Source organism: candidate division KSB1 bacterium (genome assembly GCA_034505495.1).
In the GTDB taxonomy this organism is placed as follows: domain Bacteria; phylum Zhuqueibacterota; class Zhuqueibacteria; order Residuimicrobiales; family Krinioviventaceae; genus Fontimicrobium_A.
In genome coordinates, this window is the sequence record JAPDQV010000034.1 from 1 (window position 1) to 17921 (window position 17921).

A 17921-nucleotide genomic window follows, 5' to 3' on the forward strand; every position below is an offset into this window, starting at 1 on the left:
GGCAACCGAGCCTTTGCCGTTCGTTCCGGCAATATGAATAAACTGCACATTATCCTGCGGCCGCCCCAGTTCGGCAAGCATGGCATTCATGCTCTCCAAGCCCAATTTCCAGCCGAGGGAAATGCGGCTGTCGAGAAAATTCAGCGCCTCGGAATAGGTCACCCTTTTCAGACTCGATAGATTACCGTGATCGGTTTCGGACAAAGTTAAGGTTTGATGCCGTATTGCTTGAGCTTTTTGTGCAGATTGGCGCGATCCGTCTGTAAAAGCTGGGCTGTGCGGCTGACATTGCCGTTGCATCGCTGGAACGCTTCTTGAATCAGACGCCGCTCAAAGGCTTCGACCTGCAGGCGAAGCGGCAGATCAGACGGAAGCGTCGATTCATGAGTAGAGGAAACAGTGCTGCCGACAAACGGTTTGAGATCGGCGGCATCCACGGTGTCGCCGGGCACCAAAATACTCAATCGCTCGACCAAATTACCCAACTCGCGAATATTTCCCGGCCAATGATAGGACTGCAGCAGCGTCAGCGCTTCGGATGTAAAGCGCTTCGGGCGCTTGCCGCTTTTGGCGGCATAGAGCTGCGAAAAATGGGCGACCAGTTCGGGAATATCCTCGAGTCGTTCGCGCAGCGGCGGAATCTGCAGCAGGATTACGTTTAATCGAAAGAACAGATCCTGACGAAACGTTCCGCGTTCGAGCTCCTTTTTGAGATCCTTGTTGGTGGCGGCAATGATGCGGACATCGAAGCGGATCGGCTGCGTGCTGCCCAGAGGCGTAAATTCGTTTTCCTGCAGCACGCGCAGCAGTTTTGCCTGCGTTTCGAGCGTCATATCGCCGACTTCGTCGAGAAGCAGCGTGCCGCCTTCCGCCGCTTCGATCAGCCCGATTTTGCGTCGGGTCGCGCCGGTAAAAGCGCCTTTTTCATAGCCGAACAATTCGCTTTCGATCAGCTCTCTCGGCAGCGCGGCGCAGTTCAATTGCACAAACCGGCCTTTTCGGCCGCTTTGCCGGTGAATTTCGCGCGCGGCCGGTTCCTTTCCGGAGCCGCTTTCGCCGACGATCAGCACCCGCCCCACCGACGGCGCAATCTGCCGAATCGTCGCGCGCAATCGCTGCATGGCGGGCGAGGAGCCGACCATCGCATTTTCCAGCTCCAGACGGTCGTAAAGATTCTTCATCTCGGCATCTTGGCGGCGCCGCTCGGCGATGCGCTCCATCTCTAAAAGGACTTTATCGGGCGTAAGCGGTTTTTCCATAAAATCGTAGGCGCCTGATTTCACTGCCTGCACCGCCGTCGCAATGTCGCCTTGGCCCGAAATCATGACCACGGTCATCTCCGGCTGCAGGGCCAGAGCCTCCGGCAACAGCTCCAAGCCGCTCATCTCGGGCATAACAACGTCGCAAAACATGACATCCACAGCCCGATTCTGCAGTTCTGCTAAAGCTTCATTTCCGTTACTGCAGAGCGAAACGCGATGTCCCTCTTTTTCGAGCAGCCATTGCAGAGCGCTGCGTACGCCTTCGTCATCATCGACAACGAGTACCCTCACTGCACCCTCCCCTCGTTATCAGCCGCAAGCCGCGCAATTCGCTCGGCGTTTTCGACGGTTGCGCGCAGAGAAACGACAATTTCATTCTCCTGATAGTCGATTTTTTCGACCTCCGCCAACTGATGCAGCCTGGCCGCGGCCTGGCCGGCACGATGCGGCAGAATCACCGTCAGCGAGCGCGTCTGCCGCTCGATAAATTCAGAGATCTTGCCGATAAGTTCGCCGAGAAAAAAGCCACGTTCCGCCGAAATAAAGACGCAGGGCTGATGCGTTTGCGACAGTTCTCTCAACAGGCTTTGATCTTCCAGCTTGTCGATTTTATTGAACACATTCAGAATCGGTCGGTTGTTCAAATTCAGCTCCACCAGCACCTGCTCCACAGCCGCCATTTGATCGCGAAAGAAAGGGTGGCTGACATCGATGACGTGCAGAAGCAGATCGGCGTCGGCAGTTTCTTCCAACGTGCTCTTGAAGGAAGCGACCAGATGCGGCGGCAACTTACGAATGAATCCGACCGTATCAATAAACAGCACCCGGCGATGCTCAAAGAGATCCGCCGCGCGGATGGTGGCGTCCAGGGTGGCAAAGAGGCGGTCTTCGGTCGGTACCTGGGCATTCGTGAGGGCATTGAGCAGCGTCGATTTGCCGACGTTCGTGTAACCGATCAGCGCCGCCTTAAAGAGTTCACGGCGCGCCTTTCTTCGAATAGTGCGCTGCTCGGCGATCTTTTCCAGTTCTTTCTGCAGAAACTTGATGCGCGTACGAATGAGACGGCGATCGGTTTCCAATTGCGTTTCGCCTGGACCGCGTACGCCGATGCCGCCGATTTGCCGCGAAAGGTGCTGCCATTGCCGCGTAAGGCGAGGCAGCAGGTACTTGAGCTGAGCCAATTCGACTTGAGTCCGCGCTTCGCGCGTTCGCGCGTGCTTGGCGAAAATGTCCAGAATGAGACCGCTGCGGTCAACGATCTTGGTTTTGCAAAGCGACTCGAGGTTGCGCACCTGCGCCGGCGTGAGATCATCGTCGAAAATGATCAGATCGATGTCCAGATACTTGGCGGCGGCGGCGAGTTCCTGCGCTTTACCGCGGCCGATCATGTACGCCGGATCGATGCGGCTGCGCTCCTGAACGATGCGCTCCAGCACTTCGGCACCGGCCGTGTCGGCCAGCAGTTCCAGCTCGTCAAGATACTCATTGACCAGCTCACGGCTCTGGTCCGGCCGTATCATCCCGACGACTATGGCGCGCTCAAGTTGTTCGCGCTCGACGTCAGGCATGCATCTCTCCCGCCGTTTCTACAGCTGCTTCGCCTTTTTCGCGATACAAAAGCATTTCGACAATCAGCAGAAGCAGCGCCAAACCGGCAAACCATCGCCATAACTCGATGCCCCGTCTCTGCTCAGCAATAAACACTGCGAGATCCGCCTGCGGCGGAATCCATTTGATGCCGAATCGTTTTTCCAACTCTTCCTGCGGCAAACCGGCAAGCACCGATTCTTCCACCGGCAGATTGACCGCCCATTGCTGCAACAACGCACGATCGGCATACAAACGATAAATCCCCGGCTGATCGGTTTGATCATATGCAAGCAGCGCACTGCCGCCTTCGAGTCGTGGAGACAGACGATCGTACAGGTCGTCGGGACGACGCATCTCAAAACTCGCTCCGGCAAGATGGGAATTCACGCGAAAGCGCAGCTCGTCGCCTACGCTTGCCGATTGCGGTGTAAACACCTTTGCGGCAGCAACATGAAACGTTGCCGAGGTGATGAGCGGCGCAAAAATTGTTTTGCGAAAAAGGTCCGTAAACCGCGGGTCCGGCGAAGAGGTCATAACGATAATGTGGCCCTCGCCCAGCTTTTTTTCGAAAAGAAACGGCTCGCCGGTGCTGTAACGTAAAATCGACTCGACACCTGCAGGACGCACGCGCCAGGCAAAGCGGAAGCGCGGCGGAGAAAAGCGCGGCGAGTCATCGACAAATACGCCGCGGAACAGGGGATGCGTCGGGTCGATAGGGCCGAGGGTAAAATCGACAGCTCGGCTCGGATCACCGCCGAGTGCACCTTCGATAGGCGGGAGGCCCAGGCGCGGCGCCGCCTCATTGTTGAACCGCCGATAATCCAGCGTTCTGCCCAAAATCAAAAAAAGTCCGTTTCCGGAAGAGATGAATTGTTCCACATCTTCAAGCGTGCTCTCTTCGATGAAAGCAGGATCGAGCACGATAACCGTATTGCAGGACTGCAGGTTGCGGCGGTTCAAATCGTTCAGCGAAACGAGCCGAAAGAGCGCCCTCTGCAGCTCGTCGGCGTTCAACGCCGCGCGTAGATAAAAGGCCTGTTGCGGATCCGCCGCAGCAATACCGACGACCATTGAATCGGGTACCCATACGGACACAGCCCGCCGGTTGTCCTCAAGCAGGTCATCGTCTTCTGTATCGACGCGCAGAACCATCGGGCCGGTGGTTTCGACCGTAAACCGCAGCGTTTCCATTGTCTCGGCGCCGCCGACGGTGCTGACGCTGGTTTGTGCTGCCGCCTTGTCGTTGACGAACAGTCGCGCCACCGATTCCTGCAGCGGCTGATTGCCGGTATTGGCGAGCATTACCTCGACCTCCGCCGTGCGGCCGCGCAGCAAGAGCGATTTAACAGCGACATCGCGAATCGCCAAGTTCGCCGTCTCCCATGCCGTACAGGCTGCGGCGTAAACGCGACAGTTTGCAGGTGGGGTAAAAGGGTCTACGAAACCGCTTTGCTGCAGGTCGGAAAATATATAGATCTCCTTGTTCAACTCGGCCAATCCGCTTAGGCGGTGAGTCGCCGCCTGCAGTGCCGCACTCAGATTCGTGCGTTTATAACTCAATTTAAGGTCGAGAATCTGCTTTTCTGCAAGAGGCCCCGGTGCAAAAGGCCTACGGCTCCATTCCGCCGATGTATCGGTGGCGGTTAAGATAAAGATGCGATCTCCCGCCTCGCAGGAACGCAAAACGGTCAGCGCCTTTTCCTTTGCCTCCTCAAACAACGAACGGCCCTTAACATACCGGTTCATGCTCATCGAGTTGTCGATGATCAGCGCGGCGGCTGTACGCGCTTCCCCGCCGGTCATCGGCGCGCGATTCAGAGTCGGTCGCGCAAAGGCCATGACCAACAAAGCCACGACGGCCGTGCGCAGAATAAGAAGCAAAAGCTGCCGCAGCCGCAGGCGACGACTCTGCTGATATTGTATTTCTTTGAGGAAGCGAAGGGTACTGAATGGGATGATTCGACGTTTGGTACGCGTCAGCAGGTGAATAAGCAAAGGGACGGCAGCGGCTGCCAAGCCGAAAAGTATGCTGGGATTAAGAAAACTCAAGGCCGACTTTTACTCGAATTGGGGTACAACTCGTCTTCGATCAATTCGCACCAGGCATGAATAACGGCAATGTGCACCTCCTGAATGCGCTGCGGATTGTCGATAGGAACAATGATCGCCGCATCGGATAAGGGGGCCAGACGTCCGCCGTCTCTTCCGAGCAGGCCGACGACCTGTATACCCTTTTCCTTTGCCGCAAGCACGGCCTGCACGACGTTCTCCGAGTTACCGCTGGTGCTGATCGCCACCAGAACATCTTCCGGCTGCCCCAGACCTTCCACCTGCCGGCGAAAGACCTGAGCAATCGAGTAATCGTTGGCGACAGCCGTCAGGATCGAAGTATCGGTCGTCAAAGAAAGCGCAGGAATAGCGCGCCGTTCGCGCGTCAAACGGCCGATCATTTCTGCGGCAAAGTGCTGTGCATCTGCAGCGCTGCCGCCGTTGCCGCAAATCAACAGCTTCCCGCCGGCTGCAATTGCTCGGCTCATGCTCATCGCCGTCTCGTAAATCTCCTCGGTATGCTCTTCGGCAAATCGACGCAGCAGCTCCGCAGTCTCTAAAAAATGATCACCAATCATTCGCCAAGGGGAATTATCCGTCATCTTTTAAAATAGTCCCTCAATTTTTGCCGCAAAGATTTCGACGGCTCTTCCTGCTCCTGTACGGCTTCGAAAAAGCCGAGTTCGATCTCTTCACCGCGAATGACCTTACCAGGATTGATGCAGAACAATTTTTCAGCGCGGTCGGGGCCCCAATTTGCCCGCACAAAATCGTAAGCTTGTTTCAACTTCAGGCGACGCCGAGAAGTATCGTGTGCGTCGGTGGCGATCAACTGCACCAAATTCGCGTCCATCAGCTGTGCGGCCAATTTGGCGACTTGGGAGCCAAAGTTGCCGAGCAGGCTGCCGGCCGTCACCTGCAGCAAAGCCCCGTTTTGAACAAAATAATAGGCTTTATGAGGATCGCCGAGAATGCTTCCGTTCCGCTCCGGATGCGCAATGACCGGCGTAAATTGATTTCCAAACAAAGAAAAGAAATTTTTTTCGGCAAAAGTCGGTATTTGTCCCATCGGAAACTCGACCAAAAAATATCGGCCGTTTTGCGCCAGAGTCGCCATTCGGCGACTGAAATCATAGTTCGGTTGAATGTAAAGCTCGCTCCCCAGATATAGACCTACCCGAATGCCGGCGTCGAGCGCGCGCTTTTTCAGCTCTTCGAACAAGGAGATAAATTTTTCCTCTTCCGCGAGATCTTTATTCGAGAGAACGTGGGGGGTACAAATCACTTCGCTGATGCCGTCTTCTTCAGCTTCCCGAAGCATCTGTAAGGAAACGTCCCAGTCTTCGGCGCCGTCGTCGACGAAAGGGATAACATGATTATGAGTATCGATCAGCTTCATCAACCCGCTCGTCTGCAACCTCCTGGCATTGGGTAAACCGCCGCGGTGGGCCAAGAATTCCGTCCACTGTTTCAGGATTCCTTGACGTGTACCGCGTCGGCAAAAGCGCGAATCAACGCCGGATTGGAGTCCTTTTCGATGATCGTGCCGGTGACCACAAAATCGGCGCCCGCAAGAACCTTTTCGCGGGCTTCAGCCGGTGTGCGGATGCCGCCGCCGACAATCGTCGGAATTTCCGCATAGTTGCGGACCGCCGAAATGATCCGCGTCGGCACCGATTGCTTGGCGCCGCTGCCTGCTTCCAAATAGACGCACTGCATGCCCAGATATTTCGCGGCCAAAGCATGCGCTGCGGCAATGTCGGGCTTTTCATTGGGAATGGGCCGCGTATCGCTCATAAACAGCGCCGAAGTAACCGTGCCGGATTCGATGAACATGTAGCCTGTCGAGATGGGCTCCAACTGCACGGATTTGATGATCGGAGCCGCCATCACTTGCCCGCCGATGAGCGACTCGGGATTTCTGCCGCTGATAAGGGAAAGAAAAAGAATAGCATCCGCATAGCGGGAGATCTGCTTGGTACTGCCGGGAAAAAGGATAACCGGCAAAGAACAAGCGTTCTTTACCGCCATGACGGTTTCATCGAACACATTGGCCAGCAGCAGGCTGCCGCCGATGAGCAGCGCATCGACGCCGGCTTCCTCGCAGATTTTGGCAAGCTCGGCTGCCCTGGCTACGTCCTGTTTATCCGGGTCGATCAGGACAAAATAACCCGCCCCCCTTTTCTCTCTGATTTCCAAGAGCCTGTCAAAGACCTTCACGAGCGACGCTTTTCCTTTCGCCTTTAAGGTAAGCTCTTACCGCACCAATTCTTTGATCACTTGTTCGCTGTAAAGCAGCGCTTCATGGATTTTGGCGGCATCCTTGGCGCCTGCGGTTGCCATGTGCGGGGCGCCGCCGCCTCCGCCGCCCGCCGCCGCCGCCACCCGCTTGACGATCTCGCCCGCCTTTAATCCGCGCTCAATCCAATCCTTGCTGACCACGCACACAAATGCAGCCTTGTCTTGAATCTCCGCCGCCAGCACGCCGACGCCGCTGCCGATCTGCTCCCGCAGCAGATCACCCATCTCGCGCAGCTCATCGACCGATTCGGCGGAAATCTTTTCCGCCACCAAGGTGACGCCGACGACTTGACGTCTTTTCTGCAGCAATCCTGCAATAACCTGCTTGGCATCCAAGCGCTTAAACTGCTTAAGCTGCGTCTCCAACAACCGATGCTCTTCCTGCAAGGCCATGATGCGATCCGGCAGCTCCTCCTCACGGCAGCCGAGCGATTGGGCCGCCTGTTCCAACAGCAGAGAGCGGCGGCGCAGATATTCGAACGCGCGATGCCCCGTCAGGCACTCCACACGCCGCACACCGGCAGCCACCGAACTTTCGCCGGTAATGACGAACAAACCGATTTCGCCCGTCGCGCGCACGTGTGTACCGCCGCACAGCTCGCGGGAATATCCCTGCACCTCCACCATCCGCACCACATCGCCGTACTTTTCGCCGAACAGAGCCACTGCACCTCGCGCTTTAGCCTCTTCGAGCGGCAAAAAGCTCCACTGCACCGGCAGATTTTGCCGTATCTTTTCGTTGACGAGCTCTTCGACCTTGTGCACCGCATCGCCAAGCCGTTCAAAATGAGTAAAGTCGAAGCGCATATAATCAGGATGAACCAAAGAACCGGCCTGCTGAATATGATCGCCCAGCACCTGTTTGAGCGCTTTATGCAGCAGATGCGTGACGGTGTGATTGCGTTCCGCCGCCCGACGTCGTTCGACATCGATGGCTGCCGTGACCCGATCGCCGGCGCGCGGCAGCCGACCGGCCGTCACCCTGCCCATATGGACCACATGCTCACCGATACGCCGAGTGTCCTCCACTTGGAACTCAAACTCATTCCCGCGGATTATTCCAACATCGCCGACTTGTCCGCCGGATTCCGCATAAAAAGGCGTGCGATCGAGCACCAATTTGCCTTCTTCATAGAGCACAACCTGGGATTCCGTACTGTCGCTTTCATAGCCGACAAATTCGGTCGCTTCCGCCGACTCATCGACGGCAAGGCTGTGATAGCGGGCTTCTCTGGCTTTCGCTGAGCGGTCGCGTTGCTTTTCCATTTCGGCCTGAAAACCGGCGACATCGACGGTCATTCCCTTTTCTGCCGCCATCAGCTGCGTCAAATCGAGCGGAAAGCCGTAGGTATCGTGCAGGACAAAAGCATCCCATCCCGGAAAGACCGTCGCACCGGCCGCCTTGAGCTCCGCCGCCTTTTGTTCGAACAGCTCGATGCCGCGATCGAGGGTACGGCCGAAGCTCTCCTCCTCGGCCCGTATCACCCGCCGGATGTGCTCTTTGCGCGCCGCCAGCTCGGGGTAGGCATCGCCCATCACCGCGATGAGCGAATCGAGCAGCCGATAGATGAACGGCTCGTGCATGTCCAGCAGCCTGCCGAACCGCGCGGCGCGGCGCAGAATGCGGCGCAGGACATACCCGCGGCCTTCGTTGCCGGGTATGGCGCCGTCGGCCACGGCAAACGACAAGGCGCGCACATGATCGGCAATGACGCGAAACGCTACCGCTTCTTCGCCGTCGCCGTAAGTTTTGCCGGTGATTTCGCTAATCTGCGTCAGAATCGGTTGAAACAGATCGGTATCGTAATTGGAACGTTTGCCCTGCATCACGGAGAGCAGCCGCTCAAATCCGGCGCCGGTGTCGACATGCTTGGCAGGGAGCGGTTGAAGTTTACCGCTTTCATCCCGATTGTATTGAATAAAGACCAAATTCCAAAGCTCGATAAAACGGGCGCAGCCGCTGTTCACGCCGCAGACGTGGCCCGGAGTTTTGACGTCGCAGAATCCCTCGCCACGATCAATATGAATTTCCGAACACGGACCGCAGGGGCCGGTATCGCCCATTTCCCAAAAATTGTCCTTTTTGCCGAACTGCATGATGTGCGAGGGGTCGATGTCGGTACGGCGGCGCCACTCTTCCGCCGCCTCGAGGTCGGCCGGAACGCCGTCGATTTCATCGCCGGCAAAGACCGTCGCATAAAGCCGCTCCTTCGGCAGCTTCCACACCTCGGTCAGCAGCTCCCACGCCCACTCGATCGCTTCGGCCTTGAAATAATCGCCGAACGACCAGTTGCCGAGCATTTCGAAAAAAGTGTGATGATAAGTATCGCGTCCGACCTCCTCCAAATCATTGTGCTTGCCGGAAACCCGAATGCACTTTTGCGAATCGGCGATGCGCGGATGCGGCGCGCGGCCGATGCCCAGGAAAATATCTTTGAATTGATTCATTCCGGCGTTGGTAAACAGCAGCGTCGGGTCGTTCTGCGGCACCACCGGTGCACTGGGTACAATCCGGTGACCTTTTGACTGGAAAAAATCGAGAAAAGAGCTTCGCAGCTCGTTGGAAGTCATCGTTATCGGCATATCGTTGTGATTGCTTTCTCCGGTTTCATTTCCAAAGCGATATGGTTTTAGGCTGATTGATACAGGTTTGTATCGCAGATCGCCTGCTCTGCTTTTGAATTTAAATCAAGTTACAAAATTTTTAGATGTTCTGCAAAGCCTGACGTAAATCCAGCAGCAGATCTTCGACGTCTTCGATTCCTACCGAGAGCCGCAGCAGGCCGTCGCTGATGCCGAGAGCTTCCCGCTCCTCTTTCGGCAGACTGACATGCGAGGTCGAAGCGGGGTGAATGATCAACGTGTCGATTTCGCCGAGGCTCGTGGTAAAATTGCAGACGCGCACGGCATTCATCACTTTTTTGCCCGCCTCCAATCCGCCGTGAACCTCGAAGGCAAGCATGCCGCCGAAGCCCCGCAGTTGCCGCTTGGCCAACTCATGCTGAGGATGCGACGGCAGACCGGGGTAGTGAACGGTTTTGACGCGCGGGTGTTCCTCCAGAAACCGCGCCAGCGCCAAGGCGTTGCTGCAATGCCGCTCCAGCCGCAAGGTGAGGGTCTTGAGGCCGCGAATGCCCAACCAGGCGTTGAACGGACTGATGACGCCGCCGTAGAGCTTGACCACATTGCGAATGCGCTGCACCATCTCTACCGAGCCCACGACCACTCCGCCGACGGCATCGCCGTGACCGTTGATGTATTTGGTGGTGCTGTGAATGACCAGATCGGCGCCGTATTTGAGCGGCTGTACGATCGGCGGCGGGGAAAAGGTATTGTCGACAATAAAAGTCAATCCCTTTTCCTTAGCGATAGCCGACAAAGCCGCCAAATCCGCCGTTTCCAGATTCGGGCTGCCGAGCACTTCGGTGTAGAGGATTTTACTCTTCGGGCTGCAGGCCGCCGCCACCTGATCGGGCCGAGTGATGTCGACAAAAACCGTCCGCACGCCGAGGGTCGCCAGCTGCGTCGTCAGCCAGGATTTGGTGCCGCCGTAAATGTTGGTCGACGAGACAACCTCATCGCCTGGTCTGACGATCGAAAGCACGGCGTTGGAAATGGCCGCCATTCCGGAAGCGACCGCCAGGCCGGCTTCGCCTTCTTCCAACAGCGCGACCATGTGCGCAAAGAGATCCGAAGTCGGATTGCCGTCGCGGGTGTAAAAGTAACCCTGCTTTTCTCCCAAAAACACCGCCAACCCTTCTTCGACATCACGGTAATCGAAATTGACCGTCTGGAAAATCGGCGGGATGTGCGCCGAAACGTTATTGAAGGGCGATCGCACCGATGCGCGGATCATGCGCGTACCGATTTTCAGCTTTTTCAGTTCTTCGACCGTCATGTATCCAGTTTATCCCATTCCTCGATAATTTCCTGAACCAGATCGTAACCAAAGCCGTGCCGCAGGAGAAAGTCGGCCGTGCGGCTTTTCGCCTTTTCCTCATCCAAACGAAGCTGCTTTTTCTTTTGTTTGGCGGCAAGTTCCCGCGCCAGTTCCGCCTCGCTCTTTTCGCCGTAGGCTTCCTGCAGCGCTGCAACGATTTCAGGTTCGGGGACGCCGCGCTGTTTGAGTTCCAACTTTAAGGCCAGAGCGCCGACGGGTCTTGCCGCCATGCGCGTGCGCGCATACAGCCGCGCAAAGTCGCCGTCGTCGATCAGTTTAAGCCGCTCAAGCTCCTGCAGAACCCAGTCGATCTCTGCAGACTGAAATCCTGCTTGACGCAAACGATCGGCGATCTCTTTACGGCTGCGGGCGCGATAAGCCAGCAGCCTTATCGCCTTTTCCTTGGCCGCATGACGCCTCTCGAGCTCCTGAATCTCGGCAATCTGCTCGTCGGTCAACTCGTCGCCGGCAGCAATACCCGCAGCAAGCAGAACATCCTGGTGAATACCGAAGGCAAATTCGTTGTCCAAAAAGACCGCTAAGCGATTGCGGCGCTTTTGCTGCGGACGGATGTCGGTAATTTTGTGTCTGCCTTCCATCCGTTTAGATGCCGTTCGTCTGCGCCGTCAGGGCCGGCAGCTTATTCGATCGTCGGAATGATCTCGCCGTTCTTGTCGCTCGAAGGCAAGGCGTCCTTGTTCAAAGACAATTCCTGCCGTACGCGTTCCTCGATTGCCTTGAACAGATCGGGGTTCTGCTCCAAAAAGCGCTTGACGTTCTCGCGTCCTTGTCCCAGGCGTTCCTGGCCGTAAGAAAACCAGGCGCCTGACTTGTCGATGATCTTGAGATTGACCGCCTGATCGAGCACATCGCCGACTTTGGAAATGCCTTTGCCGTAAATAATGTCGAACTCGACCTCTTTGAAGGGCGGAGCGACCTTGTTCTTGACCACTTTGACCTTGGTGCGGCTGCCGATGACCTCTTCGCCCTCTTTAATGGAAGCGACGCGGCGAATGTCGAGCCGGACGGAAGCGTAGAATTTCAGGGCGCGGCCGCCGGTCGTGGTCTCAGGGTTGCCGAACACCACGCCGATCTTTTCGCGAATCTGGTTGATGAAAATGACGCAGGCCCTCGACTTGCTGATGGCAGCGGTAAGCTTGCGCATGGCCTGGGACATCAGGCGCGCCTGGAGCCCCATCTGCGCATCGCCCATCTCGCCCTCGATTTCGGCGCGCGGCACCAGCGCCGCAACCGAGTCCACAACAATGGCATCGATGGCGCCGCTGCGCACCAAGGTTTCGGTAATCTCTAAAGCCTGTTCGCCGGTATCCGGCTGCGAAATGAGCAGATTGTCGGTATCGACGCCCAGCGCCTTGGCATAGACGGCGTCCAACGCGTGCTCGGCATCGATAAACGCCGCAAGACCTCCCAATTTTTGCGCCTCGGCGAGAATGTGCAGCGCCAAGGTGGTTTTACCGGAGGACTCGGGTCCGAAAATTTCGATAATTCGACCGCGCGGTACTCCGCCTACTCCCAGGGCTGCATCCAACGAAACCGAGCCGGTCGGGATGACGTCGATGTCCATCTTGCGGTTCTCGCCCAACCACATGATCGACCCTTTGCCGTACTGGCGGTCGATCTGTGCCATCGCCAGCTCGATCGCCTTTTTTCGTTCTGCTAATTCGTCTGCCATATGTTTGCCTGTCGTGTTTTTCCTTTTTTCGATGATATGATCAAAGGGTTTCTAAAAGCCCTTTTTGTATGCTGCCGAGCCATGCGGCAGATCTTTTTCTGGAAAATTTGATAATTACAAATTAAAACGACTTACCCCTTAACGCAAGGGAAATTTCTCAAGCGGCGTGTATTCGGCGCCGCTCGGTTTGAGGTCGCTGCGCATCAGCACCAGCTCGTCGCAGGTAAACTCGAGCGGCTGCAGCTGAACTCTGCCGAATACTTCCGCCGGTGAGGGGCGCCGCTCGAATTGCTTGACGCGACCCAAGGTAAGATGCGGCGAAAAAGGACGATCTTCTTTGGGAAAACCCAGCTTGGCCAGGGCTTCCTCCAACGACTGCTGCAAACCGCTCAAGTTGCCGCTTTGCACCGCCGCACCGGCCCAGTACACACGCGGTCGCTGCAGCGAGGGAAAAGCGCCCAAGCCGTTCAGCCGCAGGCTCACGGCCGAAAATCCCGCCGCTATTTCCTTTACCGTTTCGGCAATCGCTTTCAAGGTTGTGCTCGGTACTTCGCCCAAGAATTTCAACGTCAGGTGTATCCCTTCAGCTTTGACCCAAGAAACCCCGCCGAGTTGCGGCCGCAGGATATCCTGTACCCTTTTCAGTTCCGATTTCACCTCCGCCGGCAGCTCGAAACAGATAAAAGTGCGAATCTCATCCATGGCGAAGCCCCAAAAGTCTTTTTCGCAGCAGGTTCATCGCCGCCTGTGCAGACCTCTGCTTGTTGCCGAGGCGGTCATCGAGAAATTGGTGCCGTTCCCAAACTACGCCTTCGGCATCGCTGCAGGCCACGAATACCAGTCCGACCGGCTTTTCCGGCGTGCCGCCCGTGGGACCGGCAATACCCGTGACGGCCAAGCCGTAGTCCGTGCCGGCATTTCGGCGCACTCCTTCAGCCATGGCGACGGCCGTTTCAGCACTCACGGCACCGTACTGCCGGATCGTCTCCTCAGGAACTCCAAGAAGTTCCATTTTGGCGCGGTTGCTGTAAGTGACCAAGCCGCGCTCGAAAAACTCGGAGCTGCCCGGAATGTTGGTAAAAAGATTGGCAATGTGGCCGCCGGTGCAGGATTCGGCCAGCGCCAAAGTCTTTTTTGCCTTGCGCAGCAGCTCGGCCAGCGCTGCCTCCAAAGGAATGTCGGTCTCGGCGTAAATGCAATCACCGAGTTTTTCCTTGACCCTATTTGCCGCTTCCTCTACGCGCCTTTCCGCTTCTTCCTCACAATCGGCAGCGGCCATTATCCGAATTTTAACGCCGTACAAATTGGGGAGAAACGCGGCCTGCACGCGCTCGAGAATCAGAGGCAGGTTGTCGAGCTGCTGATACAGGGCGCTTTCAGGCACGCCGGTGGTCATTAAATTGCGGACTGCTACCGCACGGCCGCCGAGCCTTGCCTTGAGTTCGGGCAAGACGCGGCCGATCATCATTTCCTTCATTTCGAACGGCACGCCGGGCATCACATAAAAGACCTTATCGCCTTTACGAAAGATCATCCCCGGCGCCGTACCGCGCGAATTGGGTATGATCTCGGCATTATGGGGCACAAGCGCCTGCTCCTCATTGACCTTTGCCATCTCTATGCCGCGTCGACGAAAACGTTCCCGCACGGCGTTCAACACCGACTCATTGAGTACCAGCCGTGAGTTGAAATACTCGACGCAGACCGACTTGGTTACGTCGTCGTGCGTTGGTCCAAGGCCGCCGGTGATCAAGACCACATCAGCGCGAGATTCAGCAATGCGCAGCGCTTCGAGCAGATTGGCGCGCGAATCTCCTACGGTCGTCACCCACTCGGCAGGCGCGCCGATCAACAGCAGCTGCTCTCCCATCCAAGCCGCATTGGTGTTGACGGTTTGACCGATGAGCAGCTCGTCGCCGATGGAAATGATTTCTATTTTCATAAAAGCTCAGATCAATCGTATTAGGATTTGCAGAACAATATTCGTGTAAAGTCCGGCAATGACGTCGTCGATCATAATCCCCCAGCCTGCCGGCAGCCGTTCGGCACGATTGACTGGAAACGGCTTCAAAACATCGAACAGGCGAAAGAGCAAAAAAGCTCCTCCATAAATCACCGGCGTTTTCGGCAATGCGATAATGGAAATCATCATCCCGACCGCTTCGTCCCAATTTACGCGGCCAGGGTCAGCTCCCCAGCGATTTTCACACTGCGTCGCTGCCCAAACGCCGATGAAAAAGAACAGCGCTATAAGGTGCACCGAAATGACGGTTGCAGGGAGAGGAAGAAACCACAGTACGGCGATAACGACCGTGGCGCCTGCAGTCCCAGGAGCAACCGGCGAGTAGCCGCTGCCGAAGGTGGTGCCGATGATCACAGCAAGCCGTTCGGCGGCCTTTGAACTGCTCATCTGTTTCGTCAATACTCCCTCCGGCCTTCAATGGCGCGGGTCAGCGTGATTTCATCGGCGTATTCCAAATCGGCACCCACCGGGATGCCGCGGGCAATGCGCGACACGCGCACGTTCATCGGTTTGAGAAGTCGGGCAAGATAAAGCGCCGTGGCCTCGCCTTCGGTATCGGGGTTGGTCGCAAGGATTACCTCCTTCACCGTCTCGTCAATGCGGGCGAGCAGTTCCTTGATGCGCAGATCGTCCGGTCCAATGCCGTCGAGCGGCGACAGCGAACCGCCCAGCACATGATAAAGGCCGTTATAGCCGCCGGTCTTTTCCAGCGCCAGCACATCGTTCGCCTCTTCCACGACGCAAATCATTGAGCGGTCGCGTTTGCCGCCTGTGCAGATCGAGCATGGGTCGCTTTCGGTAATGTTGAAGCAAATCGAACAGTGAATGACCTTTTTTTTCAGCTCGATTAGAGCTTCGGCCAATTGCTGAACCTGCGCTTCCGGTTGCTTGAGCAGATAGAAAACCAAGCGCTGAGCCGTTTTTCGGCCGATGCCGGGCAATCGGCTGAGCTCCTGAATCGCCCGCTCGACCGCTTCGGATGAGTATTTCATCAAAGACCCGGAATTTTCATGCCGCCGAGATTAGGCATTAGACCGCCGGTGGCGCGCGCCATTTCCGATTCCGCCTTGGCCTTTGCGTTCTCCAGCGCCTGATTTACGGCTGCCAACACCAGATCTTCCAACATTTCTACATCGTTCGGATCTACGACTTCGGGATCGATTTTTATTTCAAGCAGTTCCTGAGCGCCGCTGGCGACGGCTTTGACCATGCCGCCTCCGGCGCTGCCCTCGATGCGCATATCGGCCAATTCTTTCTGAATGCGCTCGATCTCCTGCTGCATTTTCTGCGCCTGCTTCAATAAGCCGCCTATTCCGCCTTTCATATCTTCTCCTATGCGTGCCGTCGAATTTGCCTGTGCAATAACGGTAAAAATTGCTTTTTTATTTGATAAATTCTGCGTCGAACAGATCGACGATCGTTCGCACCAGATCGCTCTCCGCTTTCAAACGCTCAAACTCTTCCTTTTTGTCGCTGACCGGCGTTACTTTGCGCACTTGCCGCAGCGTTTCCTCACTCACTTCGACGCACCGAATGCGCAACCGCCGACCGAACCGCTCCTGCAAAATTTCCTCCAGGGAACGGCTGTGCCTTTCAACCGCCGCCTGGTGAAAACCGTTCCGTCCGGCAAAACCGATTTCCAAATAGGAGGCCGAGAGTCGCACCGGCCATCCCTCGATCAAGGCTGCGGCAACCGCTACCGCCCTACTTTTGACCGCTTCCAACACGGCAGGCCATTGAGCTTCGATCTGCTCGAGCGTCAACGGCGGTCCGGCTTCTGCAGCCTGTTCATGGGCGGTTACTGAACCGGACGATTTTTTGTCACCCATTGGCGCCGGGGATTCAAGAAGGGGGGCCGTTGCTTCGGGTCGCGGGGTGTTAGATACCGATGGGGTTAACTTAGGCTGGGGACTTTTTTTTTTGGCCTCCTGGAGGTGTGCTACCAGCTCGGAAAGCTGCACCGAGGAGGTCATGGTCGTCATCTTGATCAGCGCCGTCTCCAAATGCAGTCTGGCGTTGCTGCTGCGGCGCATGAGGCTTTCGGTTTCCACCGCCATTTTAATGAGACGCAGCAGATCTTCGGTTTGAAACTCGGCGCTCAGTTGCAGATAACGGTGTGCAAACTCGTCGGCAACGGTCAATTCGTCGGTATTGCCGGTAACCTTGACCACCAGCACGTTGCGCAAATGTTCGGCCAGACCGTTGAGAAAGACGGCAAAGTCATAGCCTTCCGTAAAAATCCGCTGCACCAGATCGACGGCGGCACGGCTGTCGCCGCGGCGAATTATGTCGGTGACCTCAAAAAACAGCGGCAGGCCGATGACGCCCAACAGCTCCGCCACCTGTTGGTTGGTAATCGTTTTTCCTGCAAAAGCGATGACTTGATCGAGGATACTTTCGGCGTCGCGCATGCTGCCGTCCCCTTTTTCCGCGATCATGCGCAGCGACTCGTCGTCGATGACGATCTCTTCCTTGGCGCACAATTCGCGCAGCTGCTCGATGATCCGGCGAATCGGAATGCGCTTAAAGTCGAATCGCTGGCAGCGGGAGACGATGGTCGTGGGCACTTTATGCACTTCGGTGGTGGCAAAGATAAAGAGCACCCGCGGCGGCGGTTCCTCGAGGCTCTTCAACAGGGCGTTGAATGCCTCGGTGGTGAGCATGTGGACTTCGTCGATGATATAGATGCGGCTTTTACCGGGATTGGGAGCATAACGAAGGCTTTCGCGCAAATTTCGCACCTCGTCAATGCCGCGGTTGGAGGCACCGTCGATTTCGAGCACATCGAGACTGCGACTCTCATTGATTTCGATGCAGGACGGGCATTCATTGCAGGGTCGGACGGTCGGCCCGTGGTCGCAGTTGACGGCTTTGGACAACAGACGGGCTACGGTCGTTTTTCCGACGCCGCGCGGGCCGCAAAATAGATAGGCGTTGGCGATACGGTTTTGGCGGATGGCGTTTTGAAGGGTTTGCGTGACGTGTTCCTGCCCCACGACGTCTTCGAAAAACATGGGGCGGTATTTGCGCGCCAGGACCTGGTAGGACATGCAGGCATCTCTT

The 17921-nt window shown here is 56.6% G+C and carries 17 protein-coding genes; all 17 read right to left on the reverse strand.

All coding sequences use genetic code 11. The features are described from left to right. Window positions 1-204, reverse strand: a 204-nt coding sequence (locus tag ONB24_12070; GenBank protein MDZ7316854.1) for a hypothetical protein, incomplete at its 3' end; no start/stop codon positions are given. A gap of 2 nt (window positions 205-206) precedes the next feature. Beyond that, window positions 207-1553 (reverse strand): sigma-54 dependent transcriptional regulator, encoded by a 1347-nt coding sequence (locus ONB24_12075; protein ID MDZ7316855.1) that lies wholly within the window; start codon window positions 1551-1553, stop codon window positions 207-209. Continuing rightward, entirely contained in the window at window positions 1550-2830 is a 1281-nt protein-coding gene (gene hflX / locus ONB24_12080) for a GTPase HflX (GenBank protein MDZ7316856.1), read from the reverse strand. Before hflX ends, ONB24_12075 begins: the two co-directional genes overlap by 4 nt. Beyond that, a complete protein-coding gene (locus ONB24_12085; protein ID MDZ7316857.1) occupies window positions 2823-4901 on the reverse strand; it encodes a BatA domain-containing protein in 2079 nt (692 codons plus the stop codon). The genes hflX and ONB24_12085 overlap by 8 nt, the downstream gene beginning before the upstream one ends. After that, on the reverse strand, window positions 4898-5503 hold the full coding sequence (locus tag ONB24_12090; protein ID MDZ7316858.1) for a D-sedoheptulose 7-phosphate isomerase: 606 nt from the start codon (window positions 5501-5503) through the stop codon (window positions 4898-4900). Before ONB24_12090 ends, ONB24_12085 begins: the two co-directional genes overlap by 4 nt. Further along, window positions 5500-6300, reverse strand: a complete 801-nt coding sequence (locus ONB24_12095) for a hypothetical protein (protein ID MDZ7316859.1) — start codon at window positions 6298-6300, stop codon at window positions 5500-5502. Before ONB24_12095 ends, ONB24_12090 begins: the two co-directional genes overlap by 4 nt. A gap of 71 nt (window positions 6301-6371) precedes the next feature. Next, the gene (locus ONB24_12100) at window positions 6372-7121 is read right to left on the reverse strand and encodes a geranylgeranylglyceryl/heptaprenylglyceryl phosphate synthase (protein MDZ7316860.1); all 750 of its coding nucleotides are present in this window, start codon (window positions 7119-7121) and stop codon (window positions 6372-6374) included. A 36-nt stretch (window positions 7122-7157) separates the two neighbouring features. Next, on the reverse strand, window positions 7158-9773 hold the full coding sequence (gene alaS / locus ONB24_12105) for an alanine--tRNA ligase (GenBank protein MDZ7316861.1): 2616 nt from the start codon (window positions 9771-9773) through the stop codon (window positions 7158-7160). Window positions 9774-9906: 133 nt separating this feature from the next. Then, window positions 9907-11100, reverse strand: coding sequence for an aminotransferase class I/II-fold pyridoxal phosphate-dependent enzyme (locus ONB24_12110; GenBank protein ID MDZ7316862.1), 1194 nt, complete (start codon window positions 11098-11100; stop codon window positions 9907-9909). After that, window positions 11097-11741 (reverse strand): RecX family transcriptional regulator, encoded by a 645-nt coding sequence (locus ONB24_12115; protein MDZ7316863.1) that lies wholly within the window; start codon window positions 11739-11741, stop codon window positions 11097-11099. Before ONB24_12115 ends, ONB24_12110 begins: the two co-directional genes overlap by 4 nt. A 41-nt stretch (window positions 11742-11782) precedes the next feature. Continuing rightward, on the reverse strand, window positions 11783-12835 hold the full coding sequence (gene recA, locus ONB24_12120; protein MDZ7316864.1) for a recombinase RecA: 1053 nt from the start codon (window positions 12833-12835) through the stop codon (window positions 11783-11785). Between the two features lie 138 nt (window positions 12836-12973). Then, window positions 12974-13537: an RNA 2',3'-cyclic phosphodiesterase gene (gene thpR, locus ONB24_12125; GenBank protein MDZ7316865.1), complete on the reverse strand. Its 564-nt coding sequence runs from the start codon at window positions 13535-13537 to the stop codon at window positions 12974-12976. After that, window positions 13530-14777, reverse strand: coding sequence for a competence/damage-inducible protein A (locus ONB24_12130; protein ID MDZ7316866.1), 1248 nt, complete (start codon window positions 14775-14777; stop codon window positions 13530-13532). Before ONB24_12130 ends, thpR begins: the two co-directional genes overlap by 8 nt. A gap of 6 nt (window positions 14778-14783) precedes the next feature. Beyond that, entirely contained in the window at window positions 14784-15257 is a 474-nt protein-coding gene (locus tag ONB24_12135) for a phosphatidylglycerophosphatase A (GenBank protein ID MDZ7316867.1), read from the reverse strand. After that, the gene (recR, locus tag ONB24_12140) at window positions 15254-15850 is read right to left on the reverse strand and encodes a recombination mediator RecR (protein ID MDZ7316868.1); all 597 of its coding nucleotides are present in this window, start codon (window positions 15848-15850) and stop codon (window positions 15254-15256) included. Before recR ends, ONB24_12135 begins: the two co-directional genes overlap by 4 nt. Beyond that, a complete protein-coding gene (locus tag ONB24_12145; protein MDZ7316869.1) occupies window positions 15850-16182 on the reverse strand; it encodes a YbaB/EbfC family nucleoid-associated protein in 333 nt (110 codons plus the stop codon). The genes recR and ONB24_12145 overlap by 1 nt, the downstream gene beginning before the upstream one ends. A gap of 58 nt (window positions 16183-16240) precedes the next feature. Beyond that, window positions 16241-17908 (reverse strand): DNA polymerase III subunit gamma/tau, encoded by a 1668-nt coding sequence (gene dnaX, locus ONB24_12150; protein ID MDZ7316870.1) that lies wholly within the window; start codon window positions 17906-17908, stop codon window positions 16241-16243. Between the last annotated feature and the right edge of the window lie 13 nt (window positions 17909-17921).

Excerpts from the sequence above, each read along its gene's own strand:
- hflX (MDZ7316856.1), bottom strand. The coding sequence starts at position 2,830 with ATGCCTGACGTCGAGCGCGAACAACTTGAGCGCGCCATAGTCGTCGGG.
- ONB24_12090 (MDZ7316858.1), bottom strand. The coding sequence starts at position 5,503 with ATGACGGATAATTCCCCTTGGCGAATGATTGGTGATCATTTTTTAGAG.
- ONB24_12095 (MDZ7316859.1), bottom strand. The coding sequence starts at position 6,300 with ATGAAGCTGATCGATACTCATAATCATGTTATCCCTTTCGTCGACGAC.
- alaS (MDZ7316861.1), bottom strand. The coding sequence starts at position 9,773 with ATGACTTCCAACGAGCTGCGAAGCTCTTTTCTCGATTTTTTCCAGTCA.
- ONB24_12110 (MDZ7316862.1), bottom strand. The coding sequence starts at position 11,100 with ATGACGGTCGAAGAACTGAAAAAGCTGAAAATCGGTACGCGCATGATC.
- ONB24_12115 (MDZ7316863.1), bottom strand. The coding sequence starts at position 11,741 with ATGGAAGGCAGACACAAAATTACCGACATCCGTCCGCAGCAAAAGCGC.
- recA (MDZ7316864.1), bottom strand. The coding sequence starts at position 12,835 with ATGGCAGACGAATTAGCAGAACGAAAAAAGGCGATCGAGCTGGCGATG.
- thpR (MDZ7316865.1), bottom strand. The coding sequence starts at position 13,537 with ATGGATGAGATTCGCACTTTTATCTGTTTCGAGCTGCCGGCGGAGGTG.
- ONB24_12130 (MDZ7316866.1), bottom strand. The coding sequence starts at position 14,777 with ATGAAAATAGAAATCATTTCCATCGGCGACGAGCTGCTCATCGGTCAA.
- recR (MDZ7316868.1), bottom strand. The coding sequence starts at position 15,850 with ATGAAATACTCATCCGAAGCGGTCGAGCGGGCGATTCAGGAGCTCAGC.
- ONB24_12145 (MDZ7316869.1), bottom strand. The coding sequence starts at position 16,182 with ATGAAAGGCGGAATAGGCGGCTTATTGAAGCAGGCGCAGAAAATGCAG.
- dnaX (MDZ7316870.1), bottom strand. The coding sequence starts at position 17,908 with ATGTCCTACCAGGTCCTGGCGCGCAAATACCGCCCCATGTTTTTCGAA.